This is a genomic window from Actinobacillus genomosp. 1 (assembly GCF_029774175.1).
In the GTDB taxonomy this organism is placed as follows: Bacteria; Pseudomonadota; Gammaproteobacteria; order Enterobacterales; family Pasteurellaceae; genus Actinobacillus.
Genome location: NZ_CP103834.1, coordinates 1,483,241 through 1,499,843, shown reverse-complemented (window position 1 = coordinate 1,499,843; position 16,603 = coordinate 1,483,241). Strand labels below are relative to the sequence as shown.

Genomic DNA, 16,603 nt, shown 5'->3' with positions numbered 1-16,603 from the left:
AGTTATAACTTTATTCAAAAATGAGATTGACTCGCATTATAGATTTAAGTATATTTACAGAACTTTTTGCAAATAAGATTAATTCTCAAAATTAATAAGGCGGTTAAATGCGATTCTCTCAATCAAAACTTTCTATAGCAGTATTTCTTGCAACAACGTCTTGGGCTTATGCTCAAGAAAATACGGTAAATCTTGATGTGGTTTCTGTCGTTTCAGAAAATGCGGGAGCGAAAAGTAAAACTAACGTTGTAACTTTAAAAGATTTAAATAAAGGTACAAAAGAAGATTTACGCGGAGTTTTAAGTGCTGAACCGGCAATCAATTTCGGCGGCGGTACAGGCGGTACTTCACAATGGACAACGATTCGTGGTATGGGGCAAGACCAAATCGATATTAAAGTGGATAACACATATTCTGATGCTCAAATTTTCCACCACCAAAGCCGTTTTATGTTAGATCCGTCATTAATTAAACGTATTGACGTGCGTAAGGGCGCAGGTTCTGCAAGTGCAGGTATTGGTGCAACTAGCGGATCGATTGAAGCGACAACTGTGGATGCAAAAGATCTATTAAGAGAAGGACAAGATTTTGGTTTTAAATTAAATGCCGGTGTAAGTAGCAATAAAGGTCATTCGCAAGGTGCGAGCGTTTATGGTAAATCCGGTGCATTTGATGCGTTATTAAGCGGTAATTGGGAAACGGCTGAAAATTACAAAGGCGGTAAAGGTTATTCCAATAAAGAGGGTAGCGATACGGTTAAAAACAGTGCATTAGGTCAGCGTGGTTTATTAGCTAAATTCGGTTTTGATATTAACGAAGATCATCGTGTAGTAGTAAGCCATCGTCAAGAGCGTTATCACGGTGAGCGTGCATTACGTGAAGAATTTGATTTCTCTCAAGACTGGACAACAACAGCTAGCTTAACTCAACAACAACTTGATGCCGGCTATAAATTAGGAGCTGCTGCAGGGGTTGATCGTCGAGGTCGCCCAACTCGTTATTTGCTTGATAAAAACGGAGCTTTAGTTGCAAACGATGCTAATAATCAACCTTTATATCGGATTACAACTCAAAATACTACAAACCTTGAATATACAGGTAAAAATTTAGGTTTTATTAGTGAAGTAAAAGCGAACGCTTACTTATTAGAAAATTCTCGTGAAGAAACCGATACTAATTCAAAAACAAAAGTGGTAACCAAAGGAGCGAATATCAATTTTGACTCTGAAATCGGTAGTGATCATTTTGTAAAATATGGTGTGAATTATCGCTACCAAGAAGGTAAACCAAACGCAATCACTTCTACAGATGTTAAAAATCACCAAGAAAAAGAAGATGTAGGAGTTTATGCTGAAGGCATTTGGGGATTCGGTCCGGTGACAATGACAACCGGCTTACGCTATGACTATTTTGACTTTAAAGCTAATGACGGTAAAAAAGTTAGTGACGGTGCATTTAATCCAAGCGTCGGTTTAATCTGGGAAGTTGCTCAAGGACTAAGTTTAAATACAAACTTAAACTATGCGACACGTAGCCCACGTTTCTACGAAGTAGCATTAAGCGGTGGTACCGCTCGCAGTGTTGCTGATGACTTAAAAGCGGAAAAAGCACGTAATACGGAGATTGGTTTTAACTATGATTTTAATGATCAAATTTCACTTAACGGTAGCTACTTCTGGCAAAAAGTGAAAGATGCTCATGCAGTATTAAATAATACTTTAGTTAATTCAGCCTTATTACGTAATAAAGGTTATGAATTAGGTGCAGCTTATAAATATAGCGGTTTCACTTTCCGCTTAGGTGTGGCGGACAGTAAGCCTGAAACTTGGGTTTTTAATGATGCAAGTTTAGATAGTACAGTATATGCGGTAGCAACCGGACGTACGTGGACTACAGGTCTTTCTTATAAGTTTGAAAATCCAAGTTTAGAAATCGGTTGGAAAGGTCGTTTTGTTGAAGGTGAAACCGGTACGCCAAGCCGTGGTTCAAATGCGACAACAGCTCCGGTTAAACAGTCAGGCTATGGTGTAAATGATTTCTACGCAAGTTGGGATGCAAATAAAAACTTAACACTTAACTTTGCGGTGAATAATGCATTTAATAAAAATTATAAGAGCCACAGCCAACGTGCAGGTGCAACTAGCTTACCGTCTGCAGGCCGTGACTTCCGTGTAAATGTAAATTACACTTTCTAATTGCTAAAATAAGTGTATAAATAACCGCTTGTGAGGGCTTCTTGCAAGCGGTTATTTTTCATAAAAAATTTGCAATTTCAGGCAGTAATCGGTAAGGTTACTGCCTTAGCTTTTTTATTCGTTATATTTTCATTTTTTAGAGGTTTTCCCTATGAAAATTATTCTTTTAGGTGCACCGGGTGCAGGTAAAGGCACGCAAGCACAATTTATTATGAACAAATTCGGTATTCCGCAAATCTCAACCGGCGATATGTTCCGTGCGGCAATTAAAGAAGGTACGGAGCTTGGTAAACAAGCAAAAGCGTTAATGGATGAAGGTAAATTAGTACCGGATGAATTAACCGTAGCATTAGTAAAAGATCGTATCGCACAACCGGATTGCGCAAACGGATTCTTATTAGACGGTTTCCCTCGTACGATTCCGCAAGCGGATGCATTAAAAGATTCGGGTGTGAAAATTGATTTAGTATTAGAGTTTGACGTAGCGGATGAAGTAATTGTTGAACGTATGAGCGGTCGTCGTGTTCACCAACCGTCAGGCCGTACTTACCACGTGGTTTACAATCCGCCGAAAGTGGAAGGTAAAGATGACGTAACCGGTGAAGATTTAATTATTCGTCAAGATGATAAACCTGAAACCGTATTAGAGCGTTTAGCGATTTATCACAAACAAACTAAGCCGTTAATTGCATACTATACAGCGGAAGCTGAAGCGGGTAATACACGCTATGAACGTTTAGACGGTACGAAACCGGTTGAAGAAGTAAGTGCGGAATTAGCAAAAATTTTAGGTTAATTGTCCCTTATAAATTAAATATGAAAATAGTCGCTAATAATTATTTTTTACAATTGTTAGCAACTATTTGATATAGTAAAAAATGATTGCTAAAAAGTGGGTTAAAACCTTATAGTAAAAGGCTTTAACCCACTTTTTAAAATGTGAACAAAAAAACAGTCCTTTTTACCATTCTTCGAATATCAAAAAACATGATATTAGAAATAATATTCAATGTTATAAATGTAATATTTGTCATAAAATATTTACCTACCAACAAAAATTAAATGCTGCCGATATTTGGTTTGATTATTCGCAAGGAAAACAAACTTATAAGGCACTTGCCATTAAATATCAATATTTAGTAAGAACCATTCATTACCTGCGATGGCAGGCGAGGCTTATTGAAAGATTTCCTAGATACGCCTACGCAAATGTGTCAGTATCATTTAGTCGCAATCGTTATGAGGGCAAAAAGATTTATTTGACAAATCTTAATATTTTATTATCTATGATATAAATTTTCATTTAGAATGAACTAGAAATAATGCTTAATATTTTTAATTTTCAAAATTAATTTGTTTTTTTAGTGCTAAATGATATAAGATATAATCAATATAGATTAATATCTATATTATTTAATGTCATTTTAGAATATATGTTATTACATTCAAATTAGTTACTTAACTTATATAAAATACTTAATTTATGGAGCATAAAAATGAAAAACATACATAAAATAGAACCCTGTCAATTGAACATTAAACAAAAAGCATCAAAATTACCGACCTATATATTAGGTTCTATGGTAGCTTCAGCTCTTGTGCCATCAGCATTAGCGGCAGGGACTATATATGGAGCAGGGAAGGTAAATGCTTCTAATGGTGTGGCCATCGGCGGTACGGCACCGGGAGTACTTGAAACTACTGTTAACGGAAATAAAGGCATTGCTATTGCTGCCAATGGAGGCAACGCCGAAGGTGAAGAATCTATAGCTATAGGTAACTCCACAAATGCTAAAGGTACTAATTCTACTGTAATAGGTCTGTTCGCGAGATCAACAAAAGATGCAACCGATGCTGTTGCTCTAGGCAGATCTGCAGCTGCCAAGAATATTAATACGGTTGCTATTGGTAATACTGCAGCTGCTGATGGTCAGGATGGTATTTCTATTGGTACAAGGGCTAAGAGTGATGGTAATGGTATTGCTATGGGTCTTGAGGCAAATGCTAAGAAAAGTAACTCTATAGCTATTGGTAATGGTGCTAAAACAGAAGCTACTGATGCTGTAGCTATTGGTAATAAAGCCAGCTCTCATATGAATAGCGTGGTTATTGGTTCGAATACTAAAGGTTATGGAAAATATAATACTGTCATCGGTGACAGTGCTTCCGGTCAAACGGAAGGTACCACAGCTATCGGTTATAAAGCGGAAGCCGGTGCTAGTGGCGGTGCTTATGCATTAGCCGCAGGTTACGAAGCTAAAGCCTTAAATTCATCTGGTGTAGCTGTAGGTTATAAGTCAAAGGCACAGAGCCAATGGTCTGTTGCAATTGGTCAGGGGGCTACGGCAGGTGAAAATAACGAAAATCAAAACTCACAAATTGCTATTGGTTTAAATGCCGGAGCTACTGGCGATGATGCGATTGCTGTAGGTTTACGTTCTAAAGCTAACGGAGAATATGGGATTTCTCTTGGTGCGGATAATAAAAATGATGCTAAGTTAGGTGTTATTATTGGTCGAGAGAACGAAATTAAAGATTCTGCGAAAGGCACCATTGTATTAGGCCATTCGGTAAAAAATGTAACAAATGCGAATAATGTTATTTTAGGTAATGAGTCTGCCGATAGTGCTAAGAAAGATTTAGCAGATGCTGTAGAGATTGCAACTGAAGGTAAAACCTTAACCTATAGTAGTTTTAAAGGTACGGCAGCAGGCGTTGTTTCCGTTGGTGCAGCCGGTAAAGAACGTCAAATTCATCATGTAGCTTTAGGTGAAGTTTCTGCGGATTCGACAGATGCGATAAACGGTAGCCAATTATATTCTGTTGCATTAAATGCAGCGAATACAGCAGCAACGGTAGTAAAAGTTTTAGGCGGAAACGCAAACGTTGCTACCGATGGCAAAATTACCATGACTGATATTGGCGGTACAGGGAAAAATTCCGTTCATGAAGCAATTGAAGCCTCTATTACTAAAGTTAATGATGGGCAAAATGCGGTAATGAAAATTTTAAGCGGCAGTGATCTTAAACCGAATGGAAAGCTTGAAATGTCTAATATTGGCGGTACAGGAAAAGATAATGTTAATGACGCTATTAAAGCCGCGATTACTCAAGTTACACAGGGTAAAAATATCACTGTAGAGAGTAACAAAGGAGCTAATGGAGAAACTATTTATACTGTCAAAACTACTGATGACGTTACTTTTGATAAGGTAACTTCTAAAAAAGTTGCTGTTGGTAATATTGTAATAGATTCAACAACGAATCAAATAACAGGTGTTGAAGGTGGGGATATTAGTGTTGGTTCCAAAGCTGTAGTAAACGGTTCTCAACTTAATGAAACTAATCAAAATGTAGAAACTAATAAAACCAATATTGCAAAAGGTCTGAATTTCGCAGATGAAAACGGCAATACCTATAATGCACAATTGGGTAATACGGTTACAGTGAAAGGCGACAGTAAAAATATTACATCTACTCTTGATACACAAGGAAACTATAAGGTTGCGTTGGCAAATGATGTAAATGTTAAGTCTGTTACAACTGGTAATGTATCAATGTCAGCTAATGGCATTAATGCAGGCGGTACAAAAATTACTAATGTTGCTCAAGGTGTAAATGATAATGATGCGGTGAATGTATCTCAACTAAAAGCTACAACACAGAAAATTAACCAAAATATTAATCATGTAAAACAATATGCCGCAGATAACCGTAAACGCGCTAAAGCAGGTTCGGCAGCAGCTATTGCACATGGAAGTATTCCTCAAGTTGTCGGTTCAGGTCGTTCTTCTTTAGGTATCGCTACCGGTGGTTACGGCGGACAATCTGCGATAGCTGTAGGATATTCTCGTTCTTCTAATGATGGTAAACACGTTATTAAATTATCGGCAGGACAAGATAAATATCAAACATCTTATGGTGCAGGTTATTCATATCAATGGTAATCTTTACTAAAGAGCAGATTTATTCTGACAAATCATAAGAAAATGGGAGAATGAATAATTCATTCTCCCATTTTTAACGTAACTACGTTATATAATTTTTATGGATTTACAAAATTTTTACCAAGTGCAATATCTGCCTCAAGCACCGGTTTTAATTCTTCCAATTTCGCTTGTTCGTATTCGCTTAATTTTCCGATAGGCAGTAACTCTTCGACGCCGGTTAAGCCGAAACGTACGGGATGAGCGAAGAATTCAGGATAGTCTGAACCTTCTTTACTTTCTACGTATGCGTAACGAACGCAATCTTCACCTAATAACGCTTTAAATACCGCTACGGCAAAACGTGCGCCGGATTCCGCCATAGAAAGCGTTGCCGACCCGCCGCCTGCTTTAGCTTCTACTACTTCAGTACCGGCATTTTGGATACGATAAGTTAATGCTTCGATTTCCTCTTGAGTAAATGAAAGCGGAAGACCTTCGGAGAGAGCTTGAGAAAGAAGAGGGAGGATAGTCGGACCGGAATGACCGCCGATAACCGGCACTTTAACCGTTTCGACATGTTTAGTTTTTAATTCGGAGGTAAATGTTTTAGCTCGAACCACGTCAAGTGTCGTTACACCGAATAATTTACGTTTATCATAAACGCCGGCTTTACGTAACACTTCCGCTGCAATCGGCACCAATGTATTTACAGGATTGGTAACGATGCCCACACAGGCTTTAGGACAAACTTCCGCGACTTTCTCAACCAAATTTTTAACAATATCCGCATTGATATTGAATAAATCAGCACGAGTCATACCCGGCTTACGCGCCACACCTGCGGTAATAATCACAAGATTTGCATCTTTTAATGCTTCACTCGGATCTTCGCCTGAGTAACCTACGGCATTTACAGACGTCGGAATGTGGCTGATATCAACCGCAATACCCGGCGTTACCGGAGAAATATCATATAACGCTAAGTCTGTACCAACCGGTAAACGAAGTTTTAATAATAGGGCTAAGGTTTGACCAATCCCGCCCGCTGCGCCTAAAAGTGCAACTTTCATAAATAACTCCTAATCAATAATAGTTAAAAAATAGAACTAGGGTAAGTTTACCAAACATTTATTCGGATTGATGCTTAATAAATTAATATTTATAAAAAATTTTTCCAATGTTTGATTTAGATTGATTTTTTGCTATAAGTAAGCAAGAATCGGTCATAATATTAGTATTTATCTTAAATAAAAAAGGGCGAAAATGGAAAAGCTTGATAAGTTATCCGAAGCGTTTAAAGCATTATTAAAACAAGAAAAATTCGGTTCTCAGAGTGAGATTGTGACGGCACTGCAAGAGTTAGGTTTTGAGAATATTAATCAATCTAAAGTGTCTCGTATGTTGTCAAAATTTGGTGCGGTCAGAACGCGTAATACCAAGATGGAAATGGTTTATCAGTTACCTACGGAATTAGGCGTGCCGACAACTTCAAGCCCGCTTAAAAATTTAGTGGTGGATATTGATCATAATGATGTGCTGATTGTCGTAAAAACCAGTCCCGGTGCCGCACAACTTATCGCTCGCTTACTGGATTCTATGGGAAAAAGCGAAGGCATTTTAGGTACTATTGCCGGTGATGATACGATTTTTATCACCCCGACCAAAGTTACTCCGGTGGAGGTTCTGATGCAGAATGTCACCGAATTATTTGAGTCTTCTTTCTAATGAATATTTTTATTACCGGCGGTACCGGCTTTATCGGGCAGGCTTTAGTGAAAACATTGGCTGCGGAAGGACATAATTTGACGATTTTAACTCGTCAAACCATGCCGGAAATATTACCGCAAGCGGTCGAATTTTGCCGAGATTTAACAAGTTTTGAAAATTTCAACCAATTTGATGCCGTGATTAACCTAGCCGGAGAGCCTATTATCAATAAGGCTTGGACAACGAAACAAAAGAGCGTTTTGCTTGACAGCCGAGTCAATATCACAGCGGAATTAGTACGTTTAATTAAAGCGAGTACGAATCCTCCTCATACCTTTATTTCCGGATCGGCAACAGGATTTTATGGTGATTTAGCATCATCGGATAATTTTTATACCGAATCGGCAAGCAGCGGTACAAACTTTACCGCACAAATTTGCCGACAATGGGAAGAAACGGCATTAGAAGCGAATGATGTGACGAGAGTTTGTCTGATTAGAACCGGAATAGTGCTGGCTAAGCATGGTGGGGCTTTAGCGAAAATGCTACCTTTATATCGATGCAATTTAGCAGGCAGATTGGGTTCCGGTAAGCAATATTGGGCGTGGATCAGTTTAGAAGATCATATTCAAGCGGTGTTATTTTTGCTGAAAAATACGAAATGCCGAGGGGCTTTTAATCTTGTTGCTCCGCAACCGGTAACCAGTGCCGAATTTAATCGGCGTTTATCCGGCGCATTAAAACGATATGCCGTGTTCCCCGTTCCAAGTTTTATATTAAAACTGGTATTGGGAGAGCGTTCGCAATTATTATTGGATAATCAACCACTTATTCCTAAAAAATTACAGGATGCGGGTTTTGAATTTAAATATGAAAAGTTAGACTTTGTACAAATGCTTAAATAAAAAAATCCCACCGTCGGTGGGATTTTTTATACTGTACGTTTATTGAAGAATTAAATAGAAGTTTGCGCCGTTACGTAAAATATTGAGTGCGACAACGGACGGTTTTGAATCTAAAACTTGACGTAATTGAGTAAGGTTTTCTACTGCGATACGGTTTACCCCGACAATCACATCGCCTTCGATCAAACCGCGTTGTTCCGCTAATGAGCCTTTTTCTACTTTAGCAATCGCTACACCTTTAACTCGATCTTTATCGAAGTTTGTTAATTCCGCACCTTTAAGTCCGGGAATAATGTCTTTAGTCGCTGCGGTTACACTTTTACCTTGTTCCGCTTGTAAAGTCACTTTCGCTTTTTCCGCTTTACCGTCACGTAAATAAGTCAGCTCAATTTCCTTACCAACACCGGAAGTTGCGACTTTGGCTCGTAATTCACTGAAACTACGGATTTTTTGACCGTTAATTTCAGTAATGACGTCGCCCGCTTTTAAGCCGGCTTTAGCTGCAGCCGAGTCTGCAAGCACTTCACTAATAAATGCGCCTTGCTGTGCACTAATATTAAACGCTTTAGCAAGATCGGCATTTAATTCTCCGCCTTTAATGCCTAACATACCGCGTTTTACTTCACCAAATTCAATAATTTGTTGTACAAGGCTGTTCGCCATATTGGCAGGAATAGCAAAGGCAATTCCCGCATTACCACCGCTCGGTGAAATAATCGCGGTATTGATACCGATTAACTCACCGTTTAAATTGATTAACGGGCCACCGGAGTTACCTTGGTTTACTGCGGCATCCGTCTGAATATAACTTTCATAACCTTCGTCGATACTGCCGGTTGAACGACCTAACGCAGAAATAATACCGGATGTAACGGTTTGACCTAAACCGAACGGGTTACCGATAGCTACACTAAAATCACCGACACGTAATTTATCCGAATCGGCAAATTTTAATTCGGTTAAATCTTTCGGATTTTCCATTTGTACTAAAGCAACATCAGATAACGGATCCGCACCGACCAGTTTTGCTTTAAATTCACGACCGTCTTCAAGTTTAATCGTAATTTTATCCGCATCTTTAATGACGTGGTTATTGGTAATCACGTAACCTTTTTCCGCATTAATAATTGCACCGGATCCTTGTCCTCTGAAATTACGCGGAACATTGCGTTCGCCAAATATATCCGGACCGAAAAAGAACTCGAATTCTTCCGGAATATCACGGCGATATTGTGTTTTCCCCGCTTCGGTTTTTCCTTCCACCGCAATACTTACTACCGCCGGACGCACTTTCTCAATCATCGGTGCGAGGCTTGGCATTGTTTGACCGTCAATTGCGATAGGTAAGGTTGCAAAAGTGGTAGTTGGGGCTGAAAATAAACCTAGACCTAATAATAATGAAGCTAAAATTGATTTTTTCATTACTCTATTCATTTATATTTATCCTTTTAAGTTGTGTGCAACAATAAAACGAGTTCGCATTGTTACTCGCGTTTCCTCAGACCATTTAATTTGGTGGCAGTTCCTTTAAAAAGCAAGTGTATTTATAAAAAATCATCCTCTGTTAAGACAAAAAATTTTCAAAAATTTGTCATTAAATTGTTCATTTTCTGTCAAAATTTAAAAATCCTTTGACTTTATGGGGCAGTTAATAGAGTATTGCCAACCATTTTATGATGTTTTATATAAATAAAGAAAATTCCAATGCTTGCTCATGAATACTTAGTTGAAGTAAAGAACCTTACCTTTAAACGAGGTGAGCGTGTCATTTATAACAACTTAAATTTGAAAGTGCAGAAAGGGAAAATTACCGCAATTATGGGGCCGTCAGGTATTGGTAAAACAACCTTGCTTCGTTTAATTGGCGGACAAATTATCCCCGAGTCTGGTGAGATATTATTTGACGGCGAAGATGTGTGCAAAGCTTCAAATAGCCAGTTATACGCGATTCGCCAACGAATGGGAATGTTATTTCAGTCGGGAGCCTTGTTCACGGATTTATCCACTTTCGATAATGTCGCTTTTCCTATTCGTGAACATACAAAATTACCCGAACAGCTTATTCGAAAATTAGTTCTAATGAAACTAGAGTCGGTCGGCTTGCGAGGTGCGGCGGATCTGATGCCGGCGGAATTGTCGGGCGGGATGGCAAGACGTGCCGCTTTGGCGCGTGCGATTGCACTCGATCCGGAATTAATTATGTATGACGAGCCTTTTACCGGACAAGATCCGATTAGTATGGGCGTGATAGTCGAGTTGATTAAAAAATTAAATCAGGCACTTAATTTAACTTCTATTGTCGTTTCGCATGATGTGACGGAAGTCCTAAGTATTGCAGACTATGCTTATATTGTTGCGGATAAACGTGTGATTGCGGAAGGAACGCCGGAAGCCTTAACGGCGAGTCAGGACCCGCAAGTCATTCAATTCCTAGCAGGAAAAGCGGACGGACCGGTACGTTTCCATTATCCTGCTAAGGATTATACCGAGGAGCTATTTAGTGATTAATTTTATTAGTGGCATCGGTTCCACTGTTATCGGCTTTATCCGAGCTTTTGGGCGAGCGACTTTTATGTTGCTTGGCGCACTTATCGGTAAACCGCAATTTCGTAAGCATACACCGTTATTAATTAAACAATTATATGTTTTAGGCGTACAATCCTTACTGATTATTATGCTTTCGGGACTGTTTATCGGTATGGTACTCGGTTTACAAGGCTATGTGGTGTTAGTGGATTTTGCAGCGGAAACCAGTTTAGGAACTTTAGTTTCTCTCTCATTATTAAGAGAACTCGGTCCTGTGGTAACCGCATTGCTTTTTGCCGGTCGAGCGGGTTCCGCATTAACGGCGGAAATCGGTTTGATGAAAGCGACCGAACAACTTTCAAGCCTTGAAATGATGGCGGTTGATCCGTTAAGACGAATTATTGCGCCACGTTTTTGGGCGGGTGTGATTTCAATGCCTATTTTAGCCGCAATTTTTACCGCTATCGGTATTTGGGGCGGTTCATTAGTCGGGGTTGATTGGAAAGGTGTTGATGGCGGTAGTTTTTGGTCGGTAATGCAAAATTCTGTGGATTGGAGTGATCTGATCAACGGTTTCATTAAAAGTATTATTTTTGCCTTTGCGGTTGTATGGATTGCATTATTTAACGGTTATGATTCCGTAGCGACTTCGGAGGGAATTAGCCAGGCAACGACAAGAACGGTAGTACACGCCTCATTAGTCGTACTCGGATTGGATTTTATTTTAACCGCGATTATGTTCGGCGGTTAATTCACAAGGGAAAGGACAATGCGTCAATCAATTAAATATGAATTTTGGGTAGGTTTATTTGTATTATTCGGCTTAGCCGCATTAGTATTTTTAGGTTTACGAGTAGCGAACGTACAAGGATTTACTTCAGAAAAAACTTATACGCTCTATGCAACTTTTGATAATATCGGCGGACTAAAAGTTCGTGCGCCGATTAAGGTCGGCGGGGTTGTTGTAGGACGAGTTTCGGATATTAGTTTAGATGCTCAAACTTATACGCCTAAAGTATCGTTAGCGGTGAATGAAGATTTTAATAAAATTCCCGATACCAGTTCACTTTCAATTAAAACTTCAGGTTTACTGGGAGAACAATATATTGCGTTAAACGTCGGCTTTATGTTGGAAGGTGAAACGGAATATATGAAAGAAGGCAGTAGCTTTGTCGATACCAATTCGGCAATGGTATTGGAAGATTTAATCGGTCAGTTCTTATACGGAGATAAGAAATCGGATAAAGCTGACGGAGAAAATGCGGAAGGTAAAGAAGAACCTAAAGCACAATAATTACTTAATGTGATTCAATAAGTAATATTTTATTTCGGGTGGGAAGACCACCTTACATTTGGAGATTTTAAATGTTAAAAAATATCAAAAAAGTAATCGTAACCGGTTTTATCGCAGTAGCAACGTTATTCTCAGCTCAAGCATTTGCTGAAACAAGCCCGTATGTTTTAACACAACAAGCAGCGGATAAATTATTCGGTGATATTAAAGCGAATCAAGGTAAAATTAAAGCAAATCCGGAATATCTACGTACGATTGTACGTAATGATTTAATGCCTCACGTACATGTAAAATATGCTGGGCAATTAGTATTAGGTAAAAATTTATCGTCAGCAACGGATGAACAACGCGAAGCGTTCTTTGCCGCTTTCGGTCAATTCGTTGAACAATCTTATGCACAAGTATTAACGCAATATACCGATCAACAAGTTCAAGTTGAGAATGAAAAACCGACAGACGGTAAAACAATCGTTAGTATTCGTGTAAACTTAATCCAATCAAACGGTGCGCAACCGGTGAAATTAGATTTCAAATGGCGTAAAAATAGTAAATCCGGCGAATGGCAGGCTTACGATATGGCTGCCGAAGGTGTAAGTATGGTTGCAACGAAACAAAACGAATGGAGTGGCGTATTGCGTCAAAAAGGTATTGATGCGCTTACCGCTCAAGTGGCAAAATCAGCTAAACAACCGATTACATTAAGTAAATAATATAGTTTTATGAAACCACAAAAAATATTACAATGGGGCGTTCAGCAGAATAATGAAAGCTTATTTGTAAAATTATCCGGTGAATTAACTCGAGACACGTTGCTTCCGCTTTGGAAGCAGCGTGCTTCTTTTTTATCGCCGAAAGGTAATCAGCATATTTACTGGGATTTAAAAGATCTCGAGCGTGTTGATTCCGCCGGTTTTACATTACTTGCTGAATTACTTAATTATTATCAAAAACAAACGCCAAATTGTTTAATTCATGTTCCCGAAGTAGTGAAAACGCTAGCGGATCTTTTTGATTTAACGGATTGGTTAAATACTTTTATCGTTTGCGACAGTAAAAAATGTTGCTGATATTGAGGATATAGACCTAGATGGAACCAAAACAACTTGAAGAAATTTTAAAAAACGCTTTGCCTCATGCGAGTGAAATTCATGCACAAGGTGAGAATTCACATTATGGTGTAATTGTGGTGAGCGATGAGCTTGCGCAATTGTCAAAAGTAAAACAGCAACAAGCCGTTTATGCACCGTTAGGCGAATATTTTGCAACAAATGCGATTCATGCTTTGACCATTAAAGTATTTTCAACAGAGCAGTGGAAAAAAGATCGCTTACTCAATATTGCAGGCTAAAGATTTCAATAAGTGAAAGATAATCAATAATCAAGCGGTCGCTTTTGTAAAAGATTTTGCAAAAATGACCGCTTGTATTTTGTTCTATTAATTATCTATCATCAATTATTCATTTTCGAAGGATTTTATAATGGAAAAATTTCGTGTTCACGGCCCTTTTACATTAAGCGGAACCGTTGATATTTCAGGTGCTAAAAATGCGGCACTCCCGATTCTTTTTGCTGCCATTTTGGCAACAGAACCTGTAACTTTAACTAATGTTCCTGATCTTAAAGATGTGGATACGACATTTAAAATCTTACGTAAATTAGGCGTTGTCGTAGAACGAGATGAAACCGGGGCGGTACAAATTGATGCAAGTAAAATTGATCATTACGTCGCACCTTATGAATTAGTGAAAACGATGCGAGCTTCAATTTGGGCATTAGCACCGCTTGTCGCTCGTTTTCATGAAGGTCAAGTTTCATTACCGGGTGGTTGTACGATTGGAGCTCGTCCGGTAGATATGCATATTTCCGGTTTAGAAAAAATGGGTGCGCTTATCGAATTGGATGAAGGTTATGTAAAAGCGACTTCAAACGGTCGTTTACATGGTGCTCGAATCTATATGGATAAAGTGAGCGTCGGTGCAACATTATCAGTCATGATGGCTGGTACGTTAGCTGAAGGTACGACAACTATTGAAAATGCAGCTCGTGAACCTGAAATCGTAGATACCGCATTATTCTTAAATGCAATGGGAGCAAAAATCTCAGGTGCGGGTACCGATACGATCACTATCGAAGGTGTGGAACGTTTAACCGGTTGCCAGCATCGTATCGTTGCAGACCGTATCGAAACAGGAACTTTCTTAGTCGCAGCAGCGGTATCCGGCGGTAAGATTACTTGTCGTGGAACTAAAGCGGATACATTAGAAGCGGTAATTGAAAAATTACGTGAGGCGGGTATGGAAGTGACGGTTACGGAAGACACAATTACTTTAGATTCTAAAGGTCAGCGTCCGAAAGCGGTAAATATTCGTACGATGCCGCATCCGGGTTTCCCAACAGATATGCAAGCGCAATTTACTTTGTTAAATGTTGTAGCGGAAGGTACAAGTCGTATTACCGAAACAATTTTTGAAAACCGTTTTATGCATATTCCGGAACTTAACCGTATGGGTGCAAAAGGTGAAATCGAGGGTAATACCGCTATTTGTCACGGCGTAGAACGATTAAAATCTGCAGAAGTAATGGCGACAGACTTACGCGCGTCAATCAGTTTAGTATTAGCCGGTTGTATCGCTTCGGGCGAAACTATTGTGGATCGTATTTACCATATTGATCGCGGTTACGAACATATTGAAGATAAATTACGTGGAATTGGTGCAAAAATCGAGAGATTTTCAACCAAATTTGAAGAGTAGTTTTTCTGTTTAAATTCAATAAAAAATGACCGCATCAAGCGGTCATTTTTATAGCCAAAATTACATACCGGAATCTTTTTTCTGTTTATGCATTTTTTTACTATCTTTCATTGATGATTTTTTAGTATTAGACATCGACTTATCGTGCATCATTTTATCATCTTTCATCATGCCGTCATGTTTCATCGAGTCACCTTTCATCATGTCGTCATGTTTCATCGAATCACCTTTCATCATGTCATCATGCTTCATAGAGCCGTCTTTCATCATGCCGTCGTGTTTCATCGAATCCGCTTTCATCATATCATCATGTTTCATATCAGCGGCATTCGCTAATGCGGGCATTGAGATTGATGCGAATAATAAAGAAAGTAATGTGATTTTTTTCATGAAGTTCTCCTTTTAGAAAATAATAATTAAAGAAATCTCTTTAAGTTTGTGCTATTTAAGCATTTGTAATAGTCGTTGTGTAAAAATCGTTGTTTCTATTTATAACCTTTTTCAATCAGTTCTTGATAGCCTCCGTGGTTAGTTACATTGCTGTAACCGAGTTGTTTTAACGTTTGTAATGCGGTTTCCGCTCTACGTCCGGAACGGCAGTATAGATGTACCGGTTCATCTTTATTCGGACTTACTTTACTAATATGATCCGCAATTTGTTCGAACGGAATATTAATCGAACCGTCTAAATGCCCTTGTTGAAATTCTTCCGCAGTACGAACATCAACCCAGATTCCTTTCGCTTTGACCGCTGCATTTGGCATTGTCTGTTCCGTGTGTTTCATTTCTGCCGCATTCGTCATAATTGGAGTAGCTATTGCTAAAGCACCTAACAGATAAATCAATTTATTCATCTTGAGCCGCCACAGCTTCTAAAGCTCTTAAAGAATAGGTGTAAGCGGCACCTGCATTTAGTGCGATAGCGGTTGCTAATGCGCCTGCAATCTCGCTTTCCGTAGCACCGGCTTTCGCCGCTTCTTCCGCATGTACACTGATGCAACTATCACAACGAGTAGTAACCGCTACGGCAAGTGCGATTAATTCACGAGTTTTGTGATCAAGAGCTTCCGCTTCCGCCGCCAGTCCTAGAGCTTGATAAGCTTCTAACATTTTCGGATGTTTTTGGCTTAATGCGCCAAATGATTTTTTAACGTGTGCCGTATGGGCTTTCCAGTCCTGAAACATAAAATTTTCCTCTTATTGAATGTGGATACGGTGTTTTGGACGATAGATTTTAAAGAATATTACAGTAAGCGGTAAAATTTTTAAGAAATTTTGTAAACCTATATTTCCG

At 38.9% G+C, this 16,603-nt stretch carries 17 protein-coding genes and 1 pseudogene; 13 read left to right on the top strand and 5 right to left on the bottom strand.

Going from position 1 to position 16,603, the window contains the following annotated elements; translation table 11 throughout:
• Nucleotides 1–107: 107 nt before the first annotated feature.
• From NYR63_RS06880 to NYR63_RS06865, 4 genes and pseudogenes are all read left to right on the top strand, one after another.
• Nucleotides 108–2,195 (top strand): TonB-dependent receptor domain-containing protein, encoded by a 2,088-nt coding sequence (locus NYR63_RS06880; protein ID WP_279456866.1) that lies wholly within the window; start codon nt 108–110, stop codon nt 2,193–2,195.
• Between the two features lie 151 nt (nt 2,196–2,346).
• A complete protein-coding gene (gene adk / locus NYR63_RS06875; RefSeq protein ID WP_005617774.1) occupies nt 2,347–2,991 on the top strand; it encodes an adenylate kinase in 645 nt (214 codons plus the stop codon).
• 356 nt (nt 2,992–3,347) lie between these two features.
• A pseudogene (locus NYR63_RS11320) lies at nt 3,348–3,440 on the top strand (IS256 family transposase, variant Zn-binding type); the annotation flags it as partial.
• Between the two features lie 251 nt (nt 3,441–3,691).
• The gene (locus tag NYR63_RS06865) at nt 3,692–6,142 is read left to right on the top strand and encodes a YadA family autotransporter adhesin (protein ID WP_279456865.1); all 2,451 of its coding nucleotides are present in this window, start codon (nt 3,692–3,694) and stop codon (nt 6,140–6,142) included.
• Nucleotides 6,143–6,240: 98 nt separating this feature from the next.
• Here the strand turns inward: NYR63_RS06865 and mdh are convergent, their stop codons facing one another.
• Entirely contained in the window at nt 6,241–7,194 is a 954-nt protein-coding gene (gene mdh, locus NYR63_RS06860; RefSeq protein ID WP_279456864.1) for a malate dehydrogenase, read from the bottom strand.
• A gap of 193 nt (nt 7,195–7,387) precedes the next feature.
• Here mdh and argR point away from each other — a divergent pair, with 193 nt between their 5' ends.
• Entirely contained in the window at nt 7,388–7,849 is a 462-nt protein-coding gene (argR, locus tag NYR63_RS06855) for a transcriptional regulator ArgR (RefSeq protein WP_279456863.1), read from the top strand.
• Complete coding sequence (locus tag NYR63_RS06850) at nt 7,849–8,736, top strand: TIGR01777 family oxidoreductase (protein WP_279456862.1); 888 nt, start codon at nt 7,849–7,851, stop codon at nt 8,734–8,736. Before argR ends, NYR63_RS06850 begins: the two co-directional genes overlap by 1 nt.
• Before the next feature lie 39 nt (nt 8,737–8,775).
• Here the strand turns inward: NYR63_RS06850 and NYR63_RS06845 are convergent, their stop codons facing one another.
• Nucleotides 8,776–10,170 (bottom strand): DegQ family serine endoprotease, encoded by a 1,395-nt coding sequence (locus tag NYR63_RS06845; protein WP_279456861.1) that lies wholly within the window; start codon nt 10,168–10,170, stop codon nt 8,776–8,778.
• Between the two features lie 270 nt (nt 10,171–10,440).
• Here NYR63_RS06845 and mlaF point away from each other — a divergent pair, with 270 nt between their 5' ends.
• The 7 genes from mlaF (at nt 10,441) to murA (ending at nt 15,309) form a co-directional block, all read left to right on the top strand.
• On the top strand, nt 10,441–11,244 hold the full coding sequence (gene mlaF / locus NYR63_RS06840; protein ID WP_279456860.1) for a phospholipid ABC transporter ATP-binding protein MlaF: 804 nt from the start codon (nt 10,441–10,443) through the stop codon (nt 11,242–11,244).
• Nucleotides 11,237–12,013 carry a lipid asymmetry maintenance ABC transporter permease subunit MlaE gene (gene mlaE, locus NYR63_RS06835; protein ID WP_279456859.1) on the top strand — a complete coding sequence of 259 codons (777 nt, stop codon included), beginning with the start codon at nt 11,237–11,239 and terminating at the stop codon, nt 12,011–12,013. The genes mlaF and mlaE overlap by 8 nt, the downstream gene beginning before the upstream one ends.
• An 18-nt stretch (nt 12,014–12,031) precedes the next feature.
• Entirely contained in the window at nt 12,032–12,556 is a 525-nt protein-coding gene (mlaD, locus tag NYR63_RS06830; protein ID WP_279456858.1) for an outer membrane lipid asymmetry maintenance protein MlaD, read from the top strand.
• Between the two features lie 71 nt (nt 12,557–12,627).
• Nucleotides 12,628–13,266: a phospholipid-binding protein MlaC gene (mlaC, locus tag NYR63_RS06825; RefSeq protein ID WP_279456857.1), complete on the top strand. Its 639-nt coding sequence runs from the start codon at nt 12,628–12,630 to the stop codon at nt 13,264–13,266.
• Nucleotides 13,267–13,275: 9 nt separating this feature from the next.
• The gene (locus tag NYR63_RS06820; RefSeq protein ID WP_279456856.1) at nt 13,276–13,623 is read left to right on the top strand and encodes an STAS domain-containing protein; all 348 of its coding nucleotides are present in this window, start codon (nt 13,276–13,278) and stop codon (nt 13,621–13,623) included.
• Nucleotides 13,624–13,643: 20 nt separating this feature from the next.
• A complete protein-coding gene (locus NYR63_RS06815) occupies nt 13,644–13,904 on the top strand; it encodes a BolA family protein (RefSeq protein ID WP_005601835.1) in 261 nt (86 codons plus the stop codon).
• Nucleotides 13,905–14,034: 130 nt separating this feature from the next.
• The gene (gene murA, locus NYR63_RS06810; RefSeq protein ID WP_279456855.1) at nt 14,035–15,309 is read left to right on the top strand and encodes a UDP-N-acetylglucosamine 1-carboxyvinyltransferase; all 1,275 of its coding nucleotides are present in this window, start codon (nt 14,035–14,037) and stop codon (nt 15,307–15,309) included.
• 60 nt (nt 15,310–15,369) lie between these two features.
• On the opposite strand, the gene NYR63_RS06805 is transcribed toward murA, so the two are convergent.
• The 3 genes from NYR63_RS06805 to NYR63_RS06795 form a co-directional block, all read right to left on the bottom strand.
• Nucleotides 15,370–15,699, bottom strand: coding sequence for a hypothetical protein (locus NYR63_RS06805; RefSeq protein ID WP_279456854.1), 330 nt, complete (start codon nt 15,697–15,699; stop codon nt 15,370–15,372).
• A gap of 95 nt (nt 15,700–15,794) precedes the next feature.
• Nucleotides 15,795–16,163, bottom strand: coding sequence for a rhodanese-like domain-containing protein (locus tag NYR63_RS06800; RefSeq protein ID WP_279456853.1), 369 nt, complete (start codon nt 16,161–16,163; stop codon nt 15,795–15,797).
• A complete protein-coding gene (locus tag NYR63_RS06795; RefSeq protein ID WP_279456851.1) occupies nt 16,156–16,494 on the bottom strand; it encodes a carboxymuconolactone decarboxylase family protein in 339 nt (112 codons plus the stop codon). The genes NYR63_RS06800 and NYR63_RS06795 overlap by 8 nt, the downstream gene beginning before the upstream one ends.
• Nucleotides 16,495–16,603 lie beyond the last annotated feature (109 nt).

What these genes read in the sequence shown, in the direction of transcription:
- NYR63_RS06880 (WP_279456866.1), top strand. Translation starts at nt 108, where the DNA reads ATGCGATTCTCTCAATCAAAACTTTCTATAGCAGTATTTCTTGCAACA.
- adk (WP_005617774.1), top strand. Translation starts at nt 2,347, where the DNA reads ATGAAAATTATTCTTTTAGGTGCACCGGGTGCAGGTAAAGGCACGCAA.
- NYR63_RS06865 (WP_279456865.1), top strand. Translation starts at nt 3,692, where the DNA reads ATGAAAAACATACATAAAATAGAACCCTGTCAATTGAACATTAAACAA.
- mdh (WP_279456864.1), bottom strand. Translation starts at nt 7,194, where the DNA reads ATGAAAGTTGCACTTTTAGGCGCAGCGGGCGGGATTGGTCAAACCTTA.
- argR (WP_279456863.1), top strand. Translation starts at nt 7,388, where the DNA reads ATGGAAAAGCTTGATAAGTTATCCGAAGCGTTTAAAGCATTATTAAAA.
- NYR63_RS06850 (WP_279456862.1), top strand. Translation starts at nt 7,849, where the DNA reads ATGAATATTTTTATTACCGGCGGTACCGGCTTTATCGGGCAGGCTTTA.
- NYR63_RS06845 (WP_279456861.1), bottom strand. Translation starts at nt 10,170, where the DNA reads ATGAATAGAGTAATGAAAAAATCAATTTTAGCTTCATTATTATTAGGT.
- mlaF (WP_279456860.1), top strand. Translation starts at nt 10,441, where the DNA reads ATGCTTGCTCATGAATACTTAGTTGAAGTAAAGAACCTTACCTTTAAA.
- mlaD (WP_279456858.1), top strand. Translation starts at nt 12,032, where the DNA reads ATGCGTCAATCAATTAAATATGAATTTTGGGTAGGTTTATTTGTATTA.
- mlaC (WP_279456857.1), top strand. Translation starts at nt 12,628, where the DNA reads ATGTTAAAAAATATCAAAAAAGTAATCGTAACCGGTTTTATCGCAGTA.
- NYR63_RS06820 (WP_279456856.1), top strand. Translation starts at nt 13,276, where the DNA reads ATGAAACCACAAAAAATATTACAATGGGGCGTTCAGCAGAATAATGAA.
- NYR63_RS06815 (WP_005601835.1), top strand. Translation starts at nt 13,644, where the DNA reads ATGGAACCAAAACAACTTGAAGAAATTTTAAAAAACGCTTTGCCTCAT.
- murA (WP_279456855.1), top strand. Translation starts at nt 14,035, where the DNA reads ATGGAAAAATTTCGTGTTCACGGCCCTTTTACATTAAGCGGAACCGTT.
- NYR63_RS06805 (WP_279456854.1), bottom strand. Translation starts at nt 15,699, where the DNA reads ATGAAAAAAATCACATTACTTTCTTTATTATTCGCATCAATCTCAATG.
- NYR63_RS06800 (WP_279456853.1), bottom strand. Translation starts at nt 16,163, where the DNA reads ATGAATAAATTGATTTATCTGTTAGGTGCTTTAGCAATAGCTACTCCA.
- NYR63_RS06795 (WP_279456851.1), bottom strand. Translation starts at nt 16,494, where the DNA reads ATGTTTCAGGACTGGAAAGCCCATACGGCACACGTTAAAAAATCATTT.